General features: G+C 69.4%; 17 protein-coding genes. 4 read left to right on the top strand and 13 right to left on the bottom strand.

Annotation, left to right across the window (positions count from 1 at the left end):
• Window positions 1-65: 65 nt before the first annotated feature.
• Window positions 66-377, bottom strand: a complete 312-nt coding sequence (locus tag SD37_RS14545) for a hypothetical protein (RefSeq protein ID WP_037305987.1) — start codon at window positions 375-377, stop codon at window positions 66-68.
• Entirely contained in the window at window positions 374-772 is a 399-nt protein-coding gene (locus SD37_RS14540) for a DUF948 domain-containing protein (RefSeq protein ID WP_044850419.1), read from the bottom strand. Before SD37_RS14540 ends, SD37_RS14545 begins: the two co-directional genes overlap by 4 nt.
• Window positions 773-965: 193 nt before the next feature.
• Here SD37_RS14540 and SD37_RS14535 point away from each other — a divergent pair, with 193 nt between their 5' ends.
• The 4 genes from SD37_RS14535 to SD37_RS14520 all read left to right on the top strand — a co-directional run bounded on the left by SD37_RS14535 (window position 966) and on the right by SD37_RS14520 (window position 7,378).
• On the top strand, window positions 966-3,029 hold the full coding sequence (locus SD37_RS14535) for a phosphocholine-specific phospholipase C (protein WP_044850420.1): 2,064 nt from the start codon (window positions 966-968) through the stop codon (window positions 3,027-3,029).
• A gap of 61 nt (window positions 3,030-3,090) precedes the next feature.
• A complete protein-coding gene (locus SD37_RS14530) occupies window positions 3,091-3,777 on the top strand; it encodes a VOC family protein (protein WP_044850421.1) in 687 nt (228 codons plus the stop codon).
• A gap of 167 nt (window positions 3,778-3,944) precedes the next feature.
• Window positions 3,945-4,865, top strand: a complete 921-nt coding sequence (locus tag SD37_RS14525; protein WP_236725365.1) for a hypothetical protein — start codon at window positions 3,945-3,947, stop codon at window positions 4,863-4,865.
• A gap of 125 nt (window positions 4,866-4,990) precedes the next feature.
• Complete coding sequence (locus SD37_RS14520) at window positions 4,991-7,378, top strand: chitinase C-terminal domain-containing protein (RefSeq protein ID WP_044850422.1); 2,388 nt, start codon at window positions 4,991-4,993, stop codon at window positions 7,376-7,378.
• 122 nt (window positions 7,379-7,500) lie between these two features.
• Here SD37_RS14520 and SD37_RS14515 read toward each other — a convergent pair whose 3' ends face one another.
• From SD37_RS14515 to SD37_RS44105, 11 genes are all read right to left on the bottom strand, one after another.
• Window positions 7,501-9,093 (bottom strand): purple acid phosphatase family protein, encoded by a 1,593-nt coding sequence (locus SD37_RS14515; RefSeq protein WP_044850423.1) that lies wholly within the window; start codon window positions 9,091-9,093, stop codon window positions 7,501-7,503.
• Window positions 9,094-9,298: 205 nt separating this feature from the next.
• Window positions 9,299-10,708, bottom strand: coding sequence for a replication-associated recombination protein A (locus SD37_RS14510; RefSeq protein ID WP_044850424.1), 1,410 nt, complete (start codon window positions 10,706-10,708; stop codon window positions 9,299-9,301).
• 43 nt (window positions 10,709-10,751) lie between these two features.
• Complete coding sequence (locus SD37_RS14505) at window positions 10,752-11,597, bottom strand: SGNH/GDSL hydrolase family protein (RefSeq protein WP_044850542.1); 846 nt, start codon at window positions 11,595-11,597, stop codon at window positions 10,752-10,754.
• A gap of 87 nt (window positions 11,598-11,684) precedes the next feature.
• Entirely contained in the window at window positions 11,685-12,866 is a 1,182-nt protein-coding gene (locus SD37_RS14500; RefSeq protein ID WP_044850425.1) for a hypothetical protein, read from the bottom strand.
• 79 nt (window positions 12,867-12,945) lie between these two features.
• A complete protein-coding gene (locus SD37_RS14495) occupies window positions 12,946-13,887 on the bottom strand; it encodes a DUF389 domain-containing protein (RefSeq protein WP_044850426.1) in 942 nt (313 codons plus the stop codon).
• Entirely contained in the window at window positions 13,887-15,659 is a 1,773-nt protein-coding gene (gene aspS, locus SD37_RS14490) for an aspartate--tRNA ligase (RefSeq protein WP_044850427.1), read from the bottom strand. The genes SD37_RS14495 and aspS overlap by 1 nt, the downstream gene beginning before the upstream one ends.
• Window positions 15,660-15,787: 128 nt before the next feature.
• Window positions 15,788-16,369: an organomercurial lyase gene (gene merB, locus SD37_RS14485; protein ID WP_044850428.1), complete on the bottom strand. Its 582-nt coding sequence runs from the start codon at window positions 16,367-16,369 to the stop codon at window positions 15,788-15,790.
• A 271-nt stretch (window positions 16,370-16,640) separates the two neighbouring features.
• Window positions 16,641-18,551, bottom strand: coding sequence for an intein-containing Rv2578c family radical SAM protein (locus SD37_RS14480; protein WP_201788884.1), 1,911 nt, complete (start codon window positions 18,549-18,551; stop codon window positions 16,641-16,643).
• A gap of 131 nt (window positions 18,552-18,682) precedes the next feature.
• A complete protein-coding gene (locus tag SD37_RS14475; protein WP_044850429.1) occupies window positions 18,683-19,630 on the bottom strand; it encodes a sucrase ferredoxin in 948 nt (315 codons plus the stop codon).
• A gap of 85 nt (window positions 19,631-19,715) precedes the next feature.
• Complete coding sequence (locus tag SD37_RS14470) at window positions 19,716-20,897, bottom strand: cupin domain-containing protein (protein WP_065912834.1); 1,182 nt, start codon at window positions 20,895-20,897, stop codon at window positions 19,716-19,718.
• Complete coding sequence (locus tag SD37_RS44105) at window positions 20,898-21,029, bottom strand: hypothetical protein (RefSeq protein ID WP_005157133.1); 132 nt, start codon at window positions 21,027-21,029, stop codon at window positions 20,898-20,900.
• Window positions 21,030-21,049 lie beyond the last annotated feature (20 nt).

The raw sequence follows: 21,049 nt of genomic DNA, 5'->3' as shown, positions 1-21,049 counted from the left end.
GCGGGGATCGAGGGCAGGCGGGAACGGCGGAGGGCTGGGGGTCTCCCGGTCGCGGACGCGACCGATCAGCCCTCCGCCCGGCGAGCTCGCCGGGCCGGGCGCCGCGGCGACGCCGCGTGCCTGCCCGCAGGGCCGTCGGCGGCCGTGCTCAAACCGGTGCGTTCGGACACCATGTCGTGCAGCTCCTGTTCCCGTTCGCTCATCCCGGCGCGGACCTCCGCGCCGAACGAACCGACGGCGCCCGCGAGTTCCCGCACGGCGTCGCCCAGGTTCGAGGCTAACCCCGCGGGCGTGGCCTGGCGAGCGGTTTCGGTCGCTTTGCGTGACAGGGCGACGCCGGCGACCACGCCGACGCCGAGCCAGAACAGGCGCTTCATTTCCGGCCCCGCTTCCGTGCCGGGCGTGCCGCCTTCGCCTCCGCCTTCTTGCGGCGGGCCTTGATGGCCTTGCTGAGGCCGTACGACAGCGCGGCGGTCTTGACCAGCGGCCCGCCGAGGGTCGCGGTGAACACCGACGACAGCGCGGACACGTTCCCGGTGACGGCCTGCGCGTTCGCGGTGATGCCGTCGACCCGCTCCAGCTGCGCGTTGACGTGCGTGATCGTCTCGTTCGCGCCGATCAGCAGCGGGTCGGTGTTCTCATGCGCCTTGCGGATGGCGATCGTGGCCTCGTCCAGGGTCCGGCCGAGCTTGAACAGCACGATCGCCAGCAGCACGACGAGTACGACGAATGCTCCTGCGGCGATCAGCGCGGCGATCTGCCCTGCCGACACGGGCCCTCCTCAAGGGTCTGCGGTCTTTGGTGTCCGTGAGGTTACCGCCCCGCCAGCCGTTCGGCGGTGTCACCCCGCCGGACCGTCACTCAGCGCAGTGAAGTGGGCCGGGAAGCGTGGCGAACGATGTTCGCCCTCAGAACGACCCGTTCGGTTCTTATGCCGTTCACGTTGCTCGGCCAAGGTCGCGCGCATGCCTGAACTGTCACGCCGTACGTTGCTGGGCGCCACCGGCGCCGCGGCCGCCACCACCCTCCTGCCCCCGTCCGTGCACGCCGCGATGGCCGAACCCATGCGGCGCGGCGGACTCGACGCCGTCGAGCACGTCATCGTGCTCATGCAGGAGAACCGGTCGTTCGACCACTACTACGGCAGCCTGCGCGGCGTCCGGGGCTTCTCCGACGGCCATCCGCTGGAACTGCCGTCGGGAAGGTCGGTGTTCGAGCAGCCTAACCCCGCCGGTGGCACGGTGCTGCCGTTCTCGGTGCGGAAGGCGGCCGAACTCGCCGGCCGGAAACCGGACGACATCCAGTACCTCGGCGACCTCGACCACAGCTGGAACGGCAGCGGCAAGGCGTGGGCGCGCGGCTGGAACGACGGCTGGATCGCGGCGAAGACCCCGGCCACCATGACGTACTACGAACGCCGCGACATCGCGCTGCAGTACGAACTCGCGGACACCTTCACCATCTGCGACGCCTACCACTGCTCGATCTTCGGCTCCACCAACCCGAACCGGAACTTCCTCTGGACCGGCACCACGGGTTTCGAACCGGGCGGCACCGCCCGCGCGGTCACGAACGCGGCGTACTCCTACGACCACAAGGGGTACGACTGGACGACCTACCCCGAGCGTCTCGAAGCGGCCGGGGTGCCGTGGCGGATCTACCAGGAATGGGACAACTTCACCGACAACGCGGTCGAGTACTTCCTCCCGTTCAAGAAGATCGGTACGAAAATCCTCGCCAAGGTCGACGGAAAGTTCCGTACCACCGAAGAGTTCTACGACACCCTGCCCAAGAAGACGCCTGAGGAGCGGAAGAAGCTGCAGGCGCAGTTCGACGCCGGGGTCGCCGCGCTGAGTCCCGCCGAACGGAACCTGTTCCAGAAGGCGATGTACCGCAGCGAACCGGAGACGCTGGTGACCCGGCTGAAGGCCGACATCCAGGCGCGCCGCCTGCCCGCGGTGAGCTGGCTGGTGCCGTCGGCGGTGGATTCCGAGCACCCCGGCGCGTCCACCCCGGTCGGCAGCGCGAACCTGATCTACCGCGTGCTCGACGCCATCGCCTCCGACCGCGAAACCTGGTCGAAAACGGTGCTGCTGATCAACTTCGACGAGAACGACGGTTACTTCGACCACGTCCCGCCGCCCGTTCCGCCCGGCGGCGCCGCCAACGACGCGGACCACTTCAACGGTCAGCCGCTCGGTTTCGGCCCGCGCGTGCCGATGACGGTCGTCTCGCCGTGGTCCATCGGCGGCCACGTCGACTCGACCGTGTACGACCACACCTCGGTGCTGCGATTCCTGGAGCGCTGGACCGGCATCGCCGAACCGAACATCAGCCAGTGGCGCCGGACCGTCGCGGGTGACCTCACCGGCGCCTTCGACTTCTCCCGCGCCGGTCGCCCGCCGCGCGTGACCCGGCCCGGCCCGGTACCCGCGCCGATCAGCCGCTGGCGCCCGTCCGCGCCGTCGGAGCAGGCCCTGCCCGTGGCCGAACCGGGCGACCGTCCCGCGCGTCCACTGCCGTATCAGGTTTCGGTGTCCGGCTCGGTGGACAAGTCGGGCAAGCTGGCACTGTCGCTGGTGAACAGCGGCTCGTCGTCGGCGCATTTCGCGCTGTACCCCTACAAAGGCGAATTCGCCGAGCCCGCGCACCGCGATGTCCGGGGCGAGGCCGCCGAGACCGTGGCGCTGCCGGGCGACGACTACCGCGTCGTCGTCCAGGGGCCGAACCGGTCCTGGTGGGAACTGCGCGGGAACCGCAAGGGCGCGGCGGCGGGCGTCGACGTGCGGACCCGGTTCCTGTCCTGGCGTCCGGGTGTCGAGTTCAAGCTGACGAACTCGGGCTCCTCGGCGCTGACGCTGCGGCTCTCGTCGGCGCGGCTCACGCGCGTGGTGCGGATCGGGGCCGGACGTTCGGCCACTGTGGACTGGCCGGTCTCGCAGGGCTGGTACGACGTGAAGGTCACCGCGGATGAGGACGGCGCGTTCCTGCGTACGTTGACGGGCAAGGTGGAAAACCGGAGGCGCTAGAGACTCGTGAGTGGTAATGATGGTTCTAACCGTCATTACCACTCACGAGGTGGCCCCACTTATGACCCTCACCCTGCACGCCGTCTGTTTCGACGCGAACGACCCGCTCCGCCTCGCGAAATTCTGGGCGGGCGTCCTCGGCTGGACACCGGACGGCGAAACGCTCCTGCCTGCCGACGACACCGGGTTCCGGATCCGTTTCGTCCACACGGCAGAAAAGAAGTCCGTCAAGAACCACGCGCATTTCGACCTGACGAGCACCTCTCTCGAAAACCAGCGGGAAACGGTCGCGAAGGCCCTCGAACTCGGCGGCGGGCAGATCGACATCGGTCAGGGTCCGGAAGAGGAGCACGTGGTGCTCGCCGATCCCGAAGGCAACGAGTTCTGCGTGATCGAGCCGGGCAACGATTTCCTGGCCGACTGCGGTTTCGTCGGAGCGCTCGCCTGCGACGGCTCCCAGGAGGTCGGGTACTTCTGGAGCAAGGCGCTGGAGTGGCCGCTGGTCTGGGATCAGGACCAGGAGACCGCGATCCGTTCCCCGCACGGCGGCCCGAAGATCACCTGGGGTGGCCCGCCTTTCGATGCCAAGACCGAGAAGAGGCGGGTGCGGTTCGCTTTGCGCGGCCTTCTCCCGGACGTCGATCGGCTCGTCTCGCTCGGCGCGACCCGGCTCGGCACCGGGGGAGACGGACAGGTGGAGATGGCGGACCCCGACGGCAACGAGTTTTCTGTCGTGGTGTCCGGCTAACGTCCGCGTCATGGACATGAGAGCCGTGGCCGAAGCCCTCGTCGCCGGGGAACGCTTCAGCGTCTGGGACCTGGACAAGGCCGGGCCGGACGACCTCCCCGAACTCCGCGAAATCCGGCGAACCGGGAATCCGGCGCTGCGCAACGCGGCGCGCGCTGCTGTTCGCCTTGGGCGGCCCGGAAGCACTCGGCGGGTACGACCTCGCGCTCTTCCGCCGTCTGATCCGGAGCAAGATCGACGGCGAGGTTCCGGTCGCGATGCGGGGTTGCGAGTTCTGGTACGCCCTCCCGACCACCGACCAGGCGGCCGTCCTCGACGCGTTCGGCCTGTCCGATCCGGAACCGGTGACCATGTCGCTGGGCACCGAGATCTGGAACCAGCATTACCTCGGCCCGGGGCATCAACGATGCGCCCGGGTCTACGTCAGCCCGGCCCTCGACGGATGGACGCTCGTCTTCGGCAGGCCGTCGGATGATCAGCACCCCGCGGACATCACCGAAGAAAGTTCTTGGAGCGTCGAGCCGCGCGAGCAGTATCAAGCGATGCTCGCGAACGAAAAGGTCCGGCGCGGGGTGGACCGTGAGCGCTGCGTCGAGCTGAGCCGCCGGTTCGGCGCCGCGCACCAGTACTTCCGCAGCTATGGCGACTCCATGACGTCGTGGTGCGTCGCCGAAAAGGGCGAGCTGGTCCGGTTCTACGACAACGCCGCCCCCGAGGAATCGGCCGGTGAACTCGCCGCCGAGAACGGCTATCTCCTCCCCCATGAAGACACCCCGTTGCCCGAAGGCTGGGCCGACGACATCCCCCACACCGAGAATCCCCTGGACTGGCAACGCGAATGGGTCCGGCGTTACCGGCGCCTGAAGGCGGAACTCGAAATCCCGGACCACTGCGACGCGGACACGATCGCCGAAGCCCTTTCGGTGCACCCCGGCAAGATCGGCCCGCACACCCGCGTTACGGGAAACGGCGTCATAGCACTGACAGGATGTGGCCGGGAGTATGGCCATCCGCGAACGTTGTTGAAGGGCTTGACTTACACACCGGCTCCCGAACGACCCTCGCTTCTCGACGAAGACCAGACCTGACGAAGCACAGGTACGTCCGGCAGTGCGGCACAGGATGGAAATTGGTCTACACCTATTGACGCGCGGCAGGTCAGCGGCTCAAGCTGCTGAGACCGAGGGCCATCTTCCACTGTCGGAGGTTCGGCGTGCCAAGGAGAACCAGGAAACTACTCCCCCTGCTGGCGTCGCTCATCGCGCTGGCCGGACTCATGATCGTCGTCATCACCCCGTCCACGTCGAGCGCGGCAGGCCATGAGGACTGCCGTCCCGACGGTCTCTACCGGACGCCCGGTGTCGACACCCCCTACTGCACCGTCTACGACACGACCGGCCGGGAAACGCTGGGGGGCGGGCATTCCCGCCGCGTGATCGGCTACTTCACCAGCTGGCGCACCGGGAAGAACGGCGCGCCGGCCTATCTGGTCAACAACATCCCGTGGTCGAAGGTCACCCACCTCAACTACGCGTTCGCCCATGTCGACGCGCAGAACAAGGTTTCGGTCGGGGCCCCGGGCGCGGCCAACGAGTCCATCGGCATGGAATGGCCGGGCGTCCCCGGCGCCGAGATGGATCCGTCGTTGCCCTACAAGGGACATTTCAATCTGCTGACCAAGTACAAGAAGCAGAACCCGAACGTGAAGACGCTGATCTCGATCGGCGGCTGGGCCGAAACCGGCGGCTTCCTGAACCCGGACGGCACGCGTAACGCCTCGGGCGGGTTCTACAAGATGACGCAGACCCAGGCGGGCATCGACGTCTTCGCCGATTCCGTCGTGCAGTTCCTGCGCACCTACGGCTTCAACGGCGCCGACATCGACTACGAGTACGCGACGTCGGCCAATTACGCCGGAAACCCCGACGACTACTGGATCGCGCAGGCCAACCGCGGGACCCTCTGGGCGGGCTACGAGAACCTGATGCGCACACTGCGCGAGAAGCTCGACCGGGCCGGCGCCGCCGACGGCAGGCACTACCTGCTGACCGCGGCCGTGCCCGCGTCCGGCTGGCTGCTGCGCGGCCAGGAGGTCTACGGCGTCACGCGGTATCTCGACTACGCCAACATGATGAGTTACGACCTGCACGGCGCGTGGAACCAGTTCGCCGGGCCGAACGCCGCGCTCTACGACGCCGGGAACGACGCGGAACTCGCGCATTGGCAGGTGTACACGACACCGCAGTACGACGGTCAGGGCTATCTCAACACCGACTGGGCGTATCACTATTTCCGCGGCGCCATGCAGGCGGGCCGGATCAACATCGGGGTCGGGTTCTACACCCGGGGCTGGCAAGGTGTTTCCGGCGGGACGAACGGCTTGTGGGGCAAGGCACCACTGCCGGACCAGAAACAATGTCCACCGGGCACCGGCTCCCAGGTCGGCTCGACGGTGCCGTGCGGCAACGGCGCCATCGGCATCGACAACCTCTGGCACGACCTCGGCCTGGCGGGCGGCGAGGTGCCCGCGGGCGCGAATCCCATGTGGCACGCCAAGAACCTCGAGAACGAGATCACGCCGGACTATCTGGAGGCCTACGGGCTCACGCCCAAGACCGACCCGACCGACCGGATTTCCGGCACCTACAACAGGTTCTACGACAACACGATGGTGACGCCGTGGCTGTGGAACAACGACAAGAAGGTGTTCCTGTCCACTGAGGACGAAGCGTCGATCGCCACCAAGGCCAAGTACGTCGCCGACAAGGGCATCGGCGGCATCATGATCTGGGAACTGGCCGGCGACTACGCCTTCGACGACGCCAAGGGCCAGTACTTCATGGGCGACACCCTGCTCACGAAGATCAACGACGGCCTGCGCGGCGCCGCCCCCTACGGCAACGCCAAGTCGCCGCGTCCCGCGCCTTCGTCGGTGCTCGACGTGAACGTCAACCTGACCGGGTTCGCGCTGGGCGACGCGAACTACCCGATCACCCCGCGGATGCGCGTCACCAACAATTCGGCCACCACCATCCCCGGTGGCACGAAGATCGAGTTCGACTACGGCACGAGCGCGCCCGGCAGCATGTCCGACCAGTCCGGCTTCGGCCTCGCCGTCACCAGCAAGGGCCATAGCGGACCCAACGTCGGCGGCCTGAAGGGAGACTTCCAGCACGTCGCGGTGACCGTGCCGACCTGGCAGACGATCGCGCCGGGCGCCACGGTCGAGATCCGGCTGAACTACTACATGCCGATCGCGTCGCCGTCGAACTTCACCTTCACCTTCGGCGGGACGACGTACGCGATCGCGTCGGACCACCCCCGAGGCGGTGGCGCCCCGCCGACGACCACCACCACACCCACCACCGGCACGACGACCACGACACCCACGACCACGACCAGTCCGACGACGACCCGGACGACCACCACGACCCCGACGACGACCACCTCGGCCCCGTCGGGCACCTGGGCGCCGAACACCGACTACGCCACCGGTGCCCGGGTGACGTACAACGGCGCTTCCTACGTCTGCCGTCAGGGCCACCGGTCCCTGCCCGGCTGGGAGCCGCCGAACGTGCCCGCCCTCTGGGCACCCGCCTGACAGACCCCGACAGCGCGCTCGTGAGTGGTAATGACGGTTCTGACCGTCATTACCACTCACGAGCCTTGACCGGGATCCGCAGGGGTCGGCGCACCCTGCGGAGGAGTATAGGTCGTTATACGTCAGGCATCGCCCGGATCGGCACCGAGCACCGAGGCGGCGGCGTGCCGCGAACGGTGGAGACCGGCGGTGCGACGGAGGGTGAATCGGTCGATCTCCGCGCCGTCGTTGCGCAGGGTCCGCACGGTCAGCGTCGTCCGTTGCCCGAACCAGGCGGGTTCGACGTCGATCGCGAGGAAGGAGTACCCGGTGTAGCGCACCCGGGACCACGGCACCGTTTCGGTCACCTTCTCGCCGCCCTTGACCCAGTGGTAGGACTGGAACTCCCCCGCGAACGTGTCGGGCACCGGGAAGCTGTAGAGGCTCTTCCCGCCACCACCACAGGTCGCGTACACGGTGCCGTCGCGGTCCGGCTCGACGGTGTCGCCGATCTTGACCTCGCGGGTCACCTTGCCGCCGCGAAGCGCGTCGGTGCGTTCGTAGATGTGGTTGTGCCCGTTGATGACGAGGTCGACCTGGTACTCGTCGAACAGCGGCACCCACTGCTCGCGGACACCGCCCTCGGACGCGTGCTGATTGGTCGTCGAGTAGGCGCAGTGGTGGAAGAACACCACGACGAAGTCGACGTCCGGCTGCGAGCGCAGATACCGCAGGCGCCGCTTGAGCCATGCCGTCTGGGATCCGTGCGAATACCCGAGGTTCGCGGGGATCTCGTAGGAGACGTCGTTGGCGTCGAGCGAGATCACCCCGACGTTGCCGTAGATGAACGAGTACACGCTCGGGCAGTCGTGCGGCCCGCTCTCGGGGAAGTCCCAGCGCTTGAGCTGGCCACCGTAACCGTCCGGCGAGTAGAGGGCCTCCATGTCGTGGTTGCCGGTGGTGACCATCCAGGGCACTGAAGCCGCGACGCCCTCGATCTGGCGGTAGTAGGCGTCCCAGACCTTCGGATCGAACAGGTCGTGGTCCGCGTCGGGTTTGGACCCGGGCGGTTTGCCCGCGCCACTCGGGTCGGCGTAGGCGATGTCGCCCGCCAGCAGGTGGAACCGAGGGTTTTGGCGCGCGACGGCGCCGTCCTGCGCGAGCGCCGTCGTCGAGACGCCCTGGTCGCCGAACGCGGTGAAGGTGAACTTGCGCGCCGGGACGCCTCGGGCGGGCGCGGTGGTGAAGGTCGAGATCGCGGCGGGACCGCCGTCACCCGACGCCGGGTCGAAACCCTCGTGCCCGACGGCGTACCGGTAGGTGCGGCCGGGCCACAGGTGATCGGCCTCGGCGTGCAGGTAGTACTGGTCGTACGGGGCGATGACGCCGTCGACCTCGGAATGCAGCACGCGGACCTCGGCCGGGATCCGGTGACTCCAGCCGCCGTGGCGGTCGGCGATGCGCAGGAACGGCTTCCGCACCGGCGCCGGCACCTGCCAAGCGACCCGCATCGACGTCCGCGGGTTGCGGCCGAACGCGAGATGCCGCCCCGCCGGGACGACCTTGTCGCCGTCGGCGTACGCGGTGCCCGGCAGCAGGAGCGGGCCCGCGGCGAGCAGCGCGCCCCCGGCGGCGGCACCCTTGAGCATCGAGCGGCGGCTCAGGTATTCGTGTTGTTCGGCCATCGACAGACGCGAGGCCAGCGCGTCGGGGACACCGACCCTGGGGATTTCCATGCGCGCGATACTCGCTCACGGATGTGCCCGGCTCGCGACGGTGAGGCGAACGGAGGCCGTCGAGCTGCCCAGGGCGGGCTCAAGGGCGGCTCAAGACGCCTTTACCGACGGCTCCGGCATACCGACGGTCGGCGTGCCATGAAAGGTCCTTTCCTGGCAAATTTTGCAAGGAAAGGACCTTTCATGGCACTGGGCCTGCCGGATCTCAGCGCTCTCCCCGGATCGTGCGGCGCAGCTTCGGCACCCGCTCGTGCAAAGTCCGCTCCGCGCCTCGGGCGGTCGGTTCGTAGTAGTCCCGCCCGACCAGCTCGTCCGGCGGATATTGTTGCGGCAGAACACCTTCCGGCGCGTTGTGCGGGTAGCGGTAGCCCTGGGCGTTGCCGAGTTTCTCCGCTCCCGCGTAGTGCCCGTCACGCAGATGCGGCGGCACCGTCCCGATCCGCCCGGAGCGTACGTCGCTGAGCGCGGCGTCGATCCCGGTGATGATGGCGTTCGACTTCGGCGCGGTCGCCAGGTGCACGGTCGCCTGCGCCAGCGCGAGACGGCCTTCCGGCATCCCGATGAACTGCACCGCGTGCGCCGCGGCCACGGCCGATTGCAGCGCCGTCGGATCGGCCATGCCGATGTCCTCGCTCGCGTGCACGACCAGCCGCCGGGCCAGGAACCGCGGGTCCTCCCCCGCCTCGATCATCCGCGCCAGGTAGTGCAGCGCGGCGTCCACATCGGACCCGCGGATCGACTTGATGAACGCGCTGATGACGTCGTAGTGCTGATCGCCGTCGCGGTCATAACGCACCGCCGCCTTGTCCACTGTGGACTCGACGATGGCGAGGTCGATCGTCTTGGCCTCGGTCGCGCCCGCCGCGTCCGCGGCCGCCTCCAGCGCGGTCAGCGCGCGCCGGGCGTCACCGGAGGCGAGCCGCACCAGATGCGCCCGCGCGTCCTCGGTCAGTATGAGTTCGCCGCCGAGGCCGCGTTCGTCGGTCAAGGCGCGGTCGATCAGCGCGACGATGTCCTCGTCGGTCAGCGGCCGCAGCTGCAGCACCAGCGACCGCGAAAGCAGCGGCGAGACGACGGAGAACGACGGGTTCTCCGTGGTGGCCGCCACCAGCAGCACCGTCCGGTCCTCGACGGCGCCGAGCAGGGCGTCCTGCTGCGTCTTGGAGAACCGGTGGACCTCGTCGATGAACAGGACGGTGTTCTCGGCGTTGTAGTTCCGGCGGCGCCGGGCCTCCTCGATGACGCCGCGCACCTCCTTCACCCCGGCCGACAGCGCCGACATCGCCACGAAGCGGCGTCCGGTCGCGGCCGAGACGAGGTTCGCCAGCGTGGTCTTGCCGGTCCCCGGCGGTCCGTAGAGCAGCACGGAAGCGGGCGCCGCGCCTTCGACGAGCCGCCGCAGCGGCGCGCCCTCACGCAGCAGGTGCTGTTGGCCGACGACTTCGCCGAGCGACCGCGGCCGCATCCGCACCGCCAGCGGTGAGCCCGCAGGAACAGCAGTGTTTTTCCCGCCCCCCTCTCCGAGGGACCCACCCCCCTTGAGCTCCCTCGGCTCGGCCTGCTCCGGCGGCGGCCCGAGATCGGGGTTCACGGTGAAGAGTTCGTCCTGTGCCACGGTGTCGACGGTAGCCGTTGCCACCGACGGTTCCGGCCACAGGTCAGCGCAGCCGCTCCCGGAACGAATGCCACATGATGACCGCGGCGTACGGCACGAACTCGCGGCCCCGCCGCCACACCCACGGGACGCCCTTCAGCACCAGCCAGCCGACATGCCCGGCGGTACTCGGCTCGACACCTCCCGAGCAGGTCAGGCTGACCGGACGCGGCACCGCGAACCCGGCCTCCGCGAGCCGTTCGGTGAACCCGGCCGCCAGCATCCGGTGCCCTAGTTCCGACGGGTGCAGCCGGTCGACGCTCCACGCGGTCAGGTCGTAGGCGCCGGGCAGCAGTTCGAGGTCGAGACACGGGACACCCTCGCGCTCGACGACGCCGTCGATGGCGGCGTTCAGTTCGGCCACCCGTTCGCTCAGCGCCCGCCGCAGCGATCCCGGCAGCCGGAACACCTTGCCGTGGTCGTGGTAGCGCACCGGCACCACGGTCGTGCCGACGGCGGCCAGCGAGCGGATCACCTCGGTGAGGTCCGCGGCGATCCGTTCGGCGCTGAAATCGGGCCGCAGCGTGTCGTTCATCCCCGCCACCACGAGCGCGACGTCCGGGCGATGCGCCACCGCCGCGGGAAGCTGCTTCGTCAGCACGCAGCCCATCCGCGCTCCGGTGAACGACGGGTTCAGGTAGCCGTCCGGTTCGACGCCCAGCGCCTCGGCGACGAGCGGGCCGACCCCGCGCCAGCCGCCCCGGTTCGGCAGCGGGTCACCCAGGCCCACCGCGGTGGAATCGCCGAGCACGACCAGTCTGCGGGCGGACCGGGGCACACCGGTGAGCGGCGGGAGGAGGGATTGGTCGGGTTCGGGACTCGGAGTGACTTCGACACTGATCACGGTCACGATGGACACCCTCGGCCACGCAGACTCACCTGCGGTGATGCCTGGGTAACGCGACGAGGACGGTCGAGCGAAAAGTCCGTGCGGCGGTTACCGGAACGCGGGATAGAACGCGAGATCCGCGTGCGGTCCCAGCCGGGCGCCGAGCGCCGCGGCGACCCGGGTGGCGTGCTCGGAGATGTCCGTCAGGCGGGCCCGCAGCGAGTGTTTGGCCAGCTCGCGCCACCAGGTCACCAGCGCGGCCTCCCGGCTGATCGGCGTGGCGTGCCGGTCCAGGTCCAGCTCCGGGAGGATCTCCCAGGTGATGAACCACAGCAGCAGCAACTGACCGTCCATCAGGTGTTCGGCCAGCGCGTCCTCGTCCGCGAGGGCGGGCCACACCGACACGACCTCGGCCCGCCAGGCCGCGATCATCGCCTCGCTCATCCCCGGCGGCAGCGCCAGCGCGTCCGGGCAGGACGCGAACGGCAGCCGCAGATATGCCGCGTCCATCAGCGTGCTGCGCACCCGGCCGCGTTCGAAATCAAGGAAACGCACCCCGCCGCTGGTCACGAGGTTGTTGTCCGGGCTGAGGTCGACCGGGCTGAACGCGCGATAGGACGGCGAACCGGCCCGCTCCGCGACCTCCATGACCCGTCTCTGCACCGGCTCCGGCGTCTCGACGTCGAGCAGTTCCTCCAGCAGCCCCGGGAGTTGCGCGCAGACCGCGGACAGCGGCACGTCCTCGTTCTTGACCGGGCCGCCGAGACGGCGCAGCAGCGCGTTGAAATCGGCCTCACGGCTCGCGGTGCTCGCGTGCAGCCTGCCGAGCGACCGGGCCCAGGACAACAGCGCTCGTTCGGCGCCGCGGGCGTCACGGGCATGGAGTTTGTCGTGCAGCGTCGGGACGCCGCCGAGATCCTCGATCACCAGGACGCGGTCGCGGCCGTCGTGCGCCAGCAGTTCCGGGCACATCCGGTCCTCCGGGGCGAGCGCGGTGAACAGCTGGTAGCTGACCGCCTCCTGCGCGAAGGGATCGGGCCGCCCGGCTTCGGGCGGGTCGGGGTAGTGCTTGATGACCAGGGTGCGCGGCAGCGCGAACGGCGATGTCGCCACCCGCGCCCGCACGACCGTCGCCGGCCCGCTGCCGGCGAGGTCTTCCGGGGCGACGAGGGTGATCGCGCTGCCGAAACGGCGTGAAAGAACCGCCTCACCGGCAGCGACCGCCGCCGCGACGCCCAGGGTTTCGGCTCCGACTGTCGAATCATCGGCAGAGGAGGTATCGACTGTCATTGCCACCGACCCTACTCGTGACTGAGCAACCATGACCACTGAGATCCGGGCAATCGCGCGCATTGACGCGATCTGGGACTCATCCGCGTGAAAGCGGACGTTCCGTCACCCTCGAACGTTGCCCACGACGGCGCAATGTCAGCACAATGGCCGCAGCTGCAACGATTCCGATGAGATTGACCAGCAGCTGACCGGCCGAATAAAGGCACCGTTCCCACTGACCGGCAACCGCGGCGACCACCGCGTAACCGGCCGCGGGCACCGTGGTCACCGAGATGAACACCCCCACGAGCGCGGCCGATTTGGCCGACGTCATGGAAAGCATCCCCGCCGCGCCCGCCAGCAGCGCGACGACCAGTGACGCGATCCCCACCTTGTAAACGAAATCGACTTCGTGGTTGTCCGCGAGCGTGCTCACCTCGAGCACTCCGGTCGCGTTGCCCACCAGCACCACGCCGAGCGTGATCACCATCGCGATCGGGAACCCGCCGAGCAGCGCGACCCCGCCCTGCTTCACCAGATCTCCCCGGCGCAGCACCAGCCCCACCGCGATCGCGGCCAGTGGGCCGAATTCCGGGCCCACCACCATCGCGCCGACGATGGTGACCGCCGAGTTCGTGATCACCCCCACCGACGCCAGCAGGCATGCGATGGCCAGGAACGCCTGGAAGGTCCAGGTGAGCCGGGACTCCTCGCCGCTGCGGCCGACGAGTTCCTGCCACACCACCGCGTCCGCGCCCTCACCGGGCGCGTCCTCCTCGGCCCTGTCCGCGGCGTCGGACACCGCGGTGTCCAGCGCTTCCAAGGTGATCCCGCCGGTGTGGTCGAGGTCGAGTCCGCACAGCGATTCGATGATCTCGTCGGTCGCCTCACGGGCGATGTCCGCCTCGATCAAGTCACCCTCGGGCGCGATCGCCACCCCGGGATGCACGACGAGATGCGCGGTGCCCGAATGCGCCCGCAGGATCCGGATCGCTTCCGCGGTCCGGTCCGGCGGGCACACGGCCCTGAGGTGGAGCATCAGTTCTTCACGGGCGGCACGGGCTTGGCGTCGATGCCCGCCTCCTTGCGCTGCTCCGGCGTGATCGCGGCCGGGGCCGCGGTCAGCGGGTCGAACCCGCCGCCGGTCTTCGGGAAGGCGATCACGTCACGCAGGGAATCGGCCTTGGCCAGCAGCATGACGATCCGGTCCCAGCCGAACGCGATGCCGCCGTGCGGCGGCGGACCGAAGGCGAAGGCGTCGAGCAGGAAGCCGAACTTCTCCTGCGCCTCCTCCTCGGACAGGCCCATCAGCTCGAAGACCTGCTTCTGCAGCTCCTGCTGGTGGATACGGATCGAGCCGCCGCCGATCTCGTTGCCGTTGCAGACGATGTCGTAGGCGTAGGCGAGCGCGCCGCCCGGGTCGTCGGCGAGCTTGCCGATCCACTCCGGGGTCGGCGAGGTGAAGGCGTGGTGCAGGGCCTTCCACTTGCCGCTGCCGACGCTGACGTCGTCGGACTCCTCGGCGGAGATGAACATCGGGAAGTCGACGACCCACACGAACGACCAGGCGTTCTCGTCGATCAGGCCGAGGCGGTTGCCGATCTCCAGCCGGGTGGCGCCGAGCAGCGAACGCGCGTCGGCCGGCTTGCCCGCGGCGAAGAAGACGCAGTCACCGGGCTTGGCACCAGCGGCTTCGGCGACGGTTTCCCGCTCCTTCTCCGACAGGTTCTTCGCGACCGGCCCGCCGAGCGTGCCGTCCTCGTTGACGAGGATGTAGGCGAGCCCGCGGTGACCGCGCTGCTTGGCGAAGTCCTGCCAGGCGTCGAGGGTGCGGCGCGGCTGGTCGGCCCCGCCCGCCATCACGACGGCGCCGACGTACGGCGCCTGGAACACGCGGAACGGCGTGTCGGCGAAGAACGCCGTCATGTCGGTGAGCTGGAGGTCGAAGCGCAGGTCCGGCTTGTCCGAGCCGTACTTCTCCATCGCCTCGGCGTAGGTGATGCGCCGGAACGGCCGCGGGATCTCGGCACCGACCAGCTTCCACAGCGCGGTGACGATGTCCTCGCCGAGCGCGATGACGTCGTCCTGCTCGACGAAGCTCATCTCGATGTCGAGCTGGGTGAACTCCGGCTGCCGGTCGGCGCGGAAGTCCTCGTCCCGGTAGCAGCGCGCGATCTGGTAGTACCGCTCGAGCCCGCCGACCATGAGCAGCTGCTTGAACAGCTGCGGTGACTGCGGGAGCGCGTACCAGGAGCCGGGCTTGAGGCGGGCCGGGACCAGGAAGTCGCGGGCGCCCTCGGGGGTGGAACGGGTCATGGTCGGGGTCTCGACCTCGACGAAGTCCTGCGCGTGCAGCACCTCACGGGCGGCCCGGTTGACCTCGCTGCGCAGGCGCATCGCGGCGGCGGGGCCGCTGCGGCGCAGGTCGAGGTAGCGGTGCTTGAGGCGCACCTCCTCGCCGACGTCGACCCGGTCGTCGATCGGGAACGGCAGCACGGCGGCCTCGGACAGCACCTCGAGTTCGGTGGCCAGCACCTCGATCTCGCCGGTGGGGATCTCGGTGTTGGCGTTGCCCTCGGGCCGCTTCGACACCTCGCCGACGATGCGGACGCAGTACTCCGACCGCAGCTGGTGCGCGCGCTCGGCCATCTCGCCCTCGCGGAAGACGACCTGGCTCACGCCGCTGGCGTCGCGCAGATCGATGAAGATGACGCCGCCGTGATCGCGCCGCCGGGCCACCCATCCGGTGAGGGTGACCGTCTGACCGGCGTGCTCGGCACGCAAGGTGCCGGCTTTGTGGGTGCGAAGCACTGCGGGTGCTCTCCTTCGGCATCACGTTCTGCGATTCGGCGGCGCCGCGGTTCGACTGCTCTTCGCCGACGTCAAAGGCTAACGAATCGTCCCCGCTGCCTCGCGACCAGGTACAAACCCGGCGCCGCTCAGATCGTCGGCCAGGCCTCCAGCGCGGCGACCATGCGCCGGGTGTGCGCCAGATAGTCGGGGACGGACAGGACACGGCCGTCGATGTTCTCCAGCAGCCAGCCCGCCGCGGCCTCCTTGGAAGCGAAGAACTGCGTGCAGACCAGCGCCTCGACGTAGTCCGGGCCGAGGGTGAGATCGATCCCGGGCAGCCTCGACGCGGCGACGACGGCGTGCGGCGGATCGACGCTCAGCACCCTGTCCCGGGTGAAGTGGACGCGGACGCGCGCGCCCGTCGCCGGGCAGACCGAATCCGCGTGCACGGGTTCACCGGTGGCGATGGCCAGCAGGAACAGGTCCACCCGGTACCGGTCGGAGGCCGGGCGGTCCGCCGAACCGGGACGCGGCCCGCGGTCCATGAGCACCAGGCCGTCGCGGATGACGAAACCCATCAGATCCATCAGCCGGTGTGCCTCGCCGGGATCGAGGCCGACGGTCGCGGCGAGTCTGCCGATGGCGATGGGATGCCGTCCCGCCCTGGTCAGCTTGGTCGCGGCCCAGGCGAGGCGAACAGCGGCGGTGCGATCCGTCCGGGTGGTCACAGGCACCTCCTCGCCTTCGTCCCTTCGAGATTAAGCACGAAAGGGAATTCCGCCAAGTGACTAAGCCGAACGGCCGAATTCGTTGGGAGAGAGGGAAATCTCGGTTGACAGGCTCTGTTGCGGAGGGGTGGCCATGGGTCGGGCGTGGCTGAAGGGGCCTTTCCTCTCATCGCATGCGGCGAAGGGCGCTTTCCCCGCATGCGATGAGGGGAAAGCGCCCTTCAGCCCCCACCGAAACCTCAGGGTGACAAAGGCTCAGGGGACAAAGGCGTCAGTGGAGTTTGAGCTGTTCGGCGGCCGGGGCGATGCTCCCGGGCTCCTCGGCTCGCTGCACGGGCATCGACACCTGCATCCGCTCGTCGTCCGGACGGGACCCGAAGCCGTGCCGGCGCAGCAACGGCCCGACCCGCGTGCCGAGCCGCTCCCGATAGGACTTGGGCAGATAGGCGCCGCGCGCGTACAGCTCGCGGTATTTCGGCACCAGCTCGGGATGTTCCCGGCCGAGCCAGCGCGCGAACCATTCCCGCGCGCCCGGCCGCAGATGCAACGGGAGGACGGTGACCCGGGTGGCGCCGGCGTCGGCCAGCCGGGCGAACAAGGCGTCGAGCGCCTCCGCCGTGTCGGTCAGATAAGGCAGCACGGGGGCGACGAGCACCGAACACGGGAGTCCGGCGTCCCGTGCCTTGCGGATCAGGTCGAGTCTCGCGCGCGGGCTCGGCGTCCCCGGTTCGAGACGGCGTTGCAGGTCCTCGTCCAGCAGCGCGAGCGAGATCGCCAGCCCGGCCGGCACGTCCTTCGCCACCGATTCCAGCAGCGGCAGGTCCCTGGCCAGCACGGTCCCCTTGGTCAGGATGGACAGCGGGGTGCCGGACTCCGCCAGCGCGGTGATGATGCGCGGCATCAACTTGTACCGGCCTTCGGCGCGCTGGTAGGGATCGGTGTTCGTGCCCATCGCGACGTGCTCGCGCGTCCAGCCGGGGCGCCGCAGTTGCGCGGTCAGTACCTCGGGCGCGTTGACCTTCACGACCACCTGCGTGTCGAAATCCCGGCCCGCGTCGAAATCCAGGTACGTGTGGGTGTTCCGCGCGAAGCAGTTGTGCGTGACCATGCCGTCGGCGATGAAGTCGCCGGTGCCGGTGGTGATGTCGAACAGCGGCAGCTCGATGCCGAGCGCCTCGACGGACGACACCTTCCGCCTGGTCCGGCCGATCGCGAGGCCGTCGAGCGACCGTTTCCAGCGGACGGCGGGATCGGCGAGGTGGAAGAAGCGCATCTCCTCCGCCGGGCCGCCGAGCAGCTGAACCGTCCACAACGGACGGAACTTGGGGTTTTCGCTTCGCACGTAACGGAACCCGAAGTTGTCGAGGGCGGCGCAGAAGGTCGAGACGATGTCGTGTTCGTCGTGGGTGACCCGCAGCGCGCCGTGCCGGTAGCCACCGGCGAGATCGAACAGTCCGGCCAGGAATCCGCGCTGCCAATGGGAATCCGGGGACGGCGGCACCTGCACGAAGCCGACGGACGCGCCGAAGTCGGGCAGGTAGCCGAGTGCACGGTCCGCGGCGTCCTTCTCGGCCGAGAAGCCGCCGGAGCGCAGCATTCCGCAGAGGTATCCGGCCCGGTACCCGATCGTGTCGTCGGGGGTGCGGGTGAGCTTCCCGACCCCGACGAGTTCGGTGCCCCCGACCAGATGCGGCCGTTGCGCCGCGCCGAAACGGTTGCCGGTGACGTGCTTCCACCCGCGGCCGGTGAGGAACCGGTGATCGCCACTGGCCACGATGGACGTTCCGTCGTCGAGGGTCAGGCGGTAGGCCGGTTTGAGCGTCGACCAGTGCGCGAGGACGGTGGTGGGCACCAGGCGCCGTCCCGCGCCGCGCCCGCGCGTCCCGTAGATCTCGTCGCCGGGCGCCAGTTCCGCCAGCGGCTTCGTCCGGCCGTCGGCCATCAGGACCGGCGTATCGCCCGCGAGGCAGTACGTACACGCGTGAGAACAGCCGCGGTACGGGTTCACCGTCCAGCCGAACGGGACGCCCGACCCCTCGGGCACCTTGTTCAGCACGGATTTGGCGTACACCTCGTGAAAGGTGACGCCGTCGAACTCGGGCGCGCGGACCGTGCGCAGCAACCCGTCCATTCCGGGCAGGACCGGCTCGCCGCCGTCCGCCCGCTGTCGATCCCATCGCACCCGGCCAGTCGAACACATGTTCTAGACAAGTGTCAAACACCTGTTCGAACGTGGGTGATCTTTCGCGCGTTTCGTCCTCTGGATGCGGTAGTTGCGCGCGCAACTACCGCATCCAGAGGACGAAACGCGAGTTAAAGCGGGGTGATGCTCTCCGCGACATACCCGGGGGGCTGGATAAGCCCGGCGCACCGGCTCTCCCCGCGCGGCGTCGCCGACCGGCGGCGCACCGTCACCGAGTAGAAGTCGTCGCCTCCGCGCACGGTGACCACCCGCGCGTCGGATTCGAGCAGCGGCTCCTCCTGGACGGCGACCACGTCGTCCAGCCCGGACAGATTCGTCTGCCGCCTGATCGCGATCTCCGCGAACTGCGACCACGCCGTCGGGGCGGACGTCCGCCCGCGGAGCTGCTCCGGTTCGACCTGGCCGCGCAACGCCGCCTTGGCCACGAGCGCCGCCTCGGCCGGATTGAGCTGGCCGTGCAGGAAACCGTCGGGGACCACGAGGAGGTTGCCCGCCCAACGGTCACCGCCGACGTGGCTGACCTCCCAGGCACGGCCCGGATGGTTGGTGTTGAGCGTCGAGGCCAGCGGACGGCCGAGCACGGCGCAGCACATGTCCTTGGTGCCGTGCGTGCAGACCAGGAACAGCGGGCCGTCGACCCGGGTGCCGAGTCCGCCGGCGCCGTCCGCGACCGCTTCGAGGTCCAGTTCGGCCAGTTCGCTCAGCTCCCGGATCTCCAGGCGCTCCAGCCACCGGTTACCCGGTTCGCCGCCGCCGACGTACACGCTGCGGGGGCGATCGGGGTCGCGCCGATGTTTGCCGGGACGGCGGATCAGCAGCGGGCGGAGCCCGTGCGTCCGCCTCAAGTTCTCGAGCAGCTCACGCCGTTCGGCGGGGAATGCCTCGTCGAGGGTGTTTTCCAGCGCGTCCGCGGGCCAGGGGCCCGGCTGCTCGATGAGCAGCCAGCAGCGCATTTCGGCCGCCGTGCCGGCGGGGCTCGCGCCCAGCATGCGCGCGACGGTCGCGCAGCCCGGCAACGCGGCGGGCGGCGCTGGAGTGTCCGAGAGCTGAGCGGTCATCGGCTGACCCCTCCGGACTTGACCTTAGGCATGCCTTAGCTTACCCCGCCCGGCCACCCTTCACACTTCTCGTCCCTTGTGACTTTCAACCGATCGAGAGGAGCCCCTGAGCCGTGAGCTCACCGAGGAGCGCCCGCACGGTCCCCCGATCGAGTTCCGCCAGCTCGGCGAGTCGTTTGACGGCCTGCGGCGTGCCGTCGAGCAGTGCCTTCAGCACCGGCGCCGCCGCGGCGGCGAAGACGAACCGCTTGCCGTCCGCCAGCAGGGTCACCCGGCCGTCGCCTTCTTCGAGCACCGCCCTCGGGACGAGGAACCGGACCTCGGCCTCGTCGCCGTCCGGCAGCAGGCCGGGGGTCGCCGCCCAGGGCAGCCCGACCCGCGAATGCGCCGGGGCCGACGAGTCGCGATCGGCGAGGAACCGGTCGATGACGTCGTCGGTCAGCACCGCTTCCAGTTCCCCGCGCAGGGCGGCGGCGCGGGCGGCGCGCTCCTGCGCCGTCCCGAACCGCGGGAGGTCCTGGCGGAACACGGCGCTCGCCCGCAGCTTGTCGGCGAGCCAAGTCACCAGGTCGATCCCGGTGGCCGGGCTGAAGCCGAGGGTGAGGTGCAGCGACATCTCCCCCACCGCGGTGACGTCGTGCCAATGCCCGCGCGGGACATAGAGGACGTCGCCGTCTTCGAGGATGAAGTCGTCGATCGGTTCGCCGGGCCGCTCGGGCTGTTCGACGTCGCGGTGCAGCGGGGCGGGCCTGGTCGGCCCGTGCATCCGCCAGCGTTTACGGCCGGCGACCTGGATGATGAACGCGTCGTGGTCGTCCCAGTGCACGTCGAAGCCGTGGGTCACGCCCCAGCCCGCGTACAGGTTGACCTGGACGCTCTCACGCAGGTCGTGTTCGAGGCTCCTGGCGAGGTCGCCGATCGGATCGCTGAGTTCCTGGATGGCGTCGAGCACCATCGTCGCGCCGTCGCGGAGGTGCTCGGTGAACGGAGCGGCCCTCAGCCGGGGGACGGTGCCACTGCGGCGGGGGGGGACGAGATCGGTGTAGCTCTCCATCGGGACCGGCGTCCCGTCGAGCGCCAGGCGCAGCCGCGGGAACTCCAGGCGGTGCTGCCGGAGGATCGCGTTCAGCGCCGGCCACGGCAGCAGCTCGGCGAACCGGCCCGCGCGGCCTTCGAAACGGCGATAGGTCTCGCCCTGGACTTCTTGGAAGAACTGGCTGACCCCGAGCGGAGCCACGAGGTCAGCCAGCGTCGGCGTTTCGGGCACTCAGCCGTCGTTGCCGTCGTTGTCTGCGGCGGCGCCGTTGGCCTTCCCGCGATCCACCGCTGTCGGGATCTTCTCGACCTCCAGCAGCAAACCGCTGTCGGGAGCCTGCGTACCTGACTGTTCCTGTGCCATCCTGCCACCTTTTCTGGACG

Origin of the sequence: Amycolatopsis orientalis (assembly GCF_000943515.2) — a bacterium.
Classification (GTDB): domain Bacteria; phylum Actinomycetota; class Actinomycetes; order Mycobacteriales; family Pseudonocardiaceae; genus Amycolatopsis; species Amycolatopsis orientalis.
Note: the sequence above shows the minus strand (reverse complement) of the source record. Positions and strands in the feature narration are given on the sequence as shown.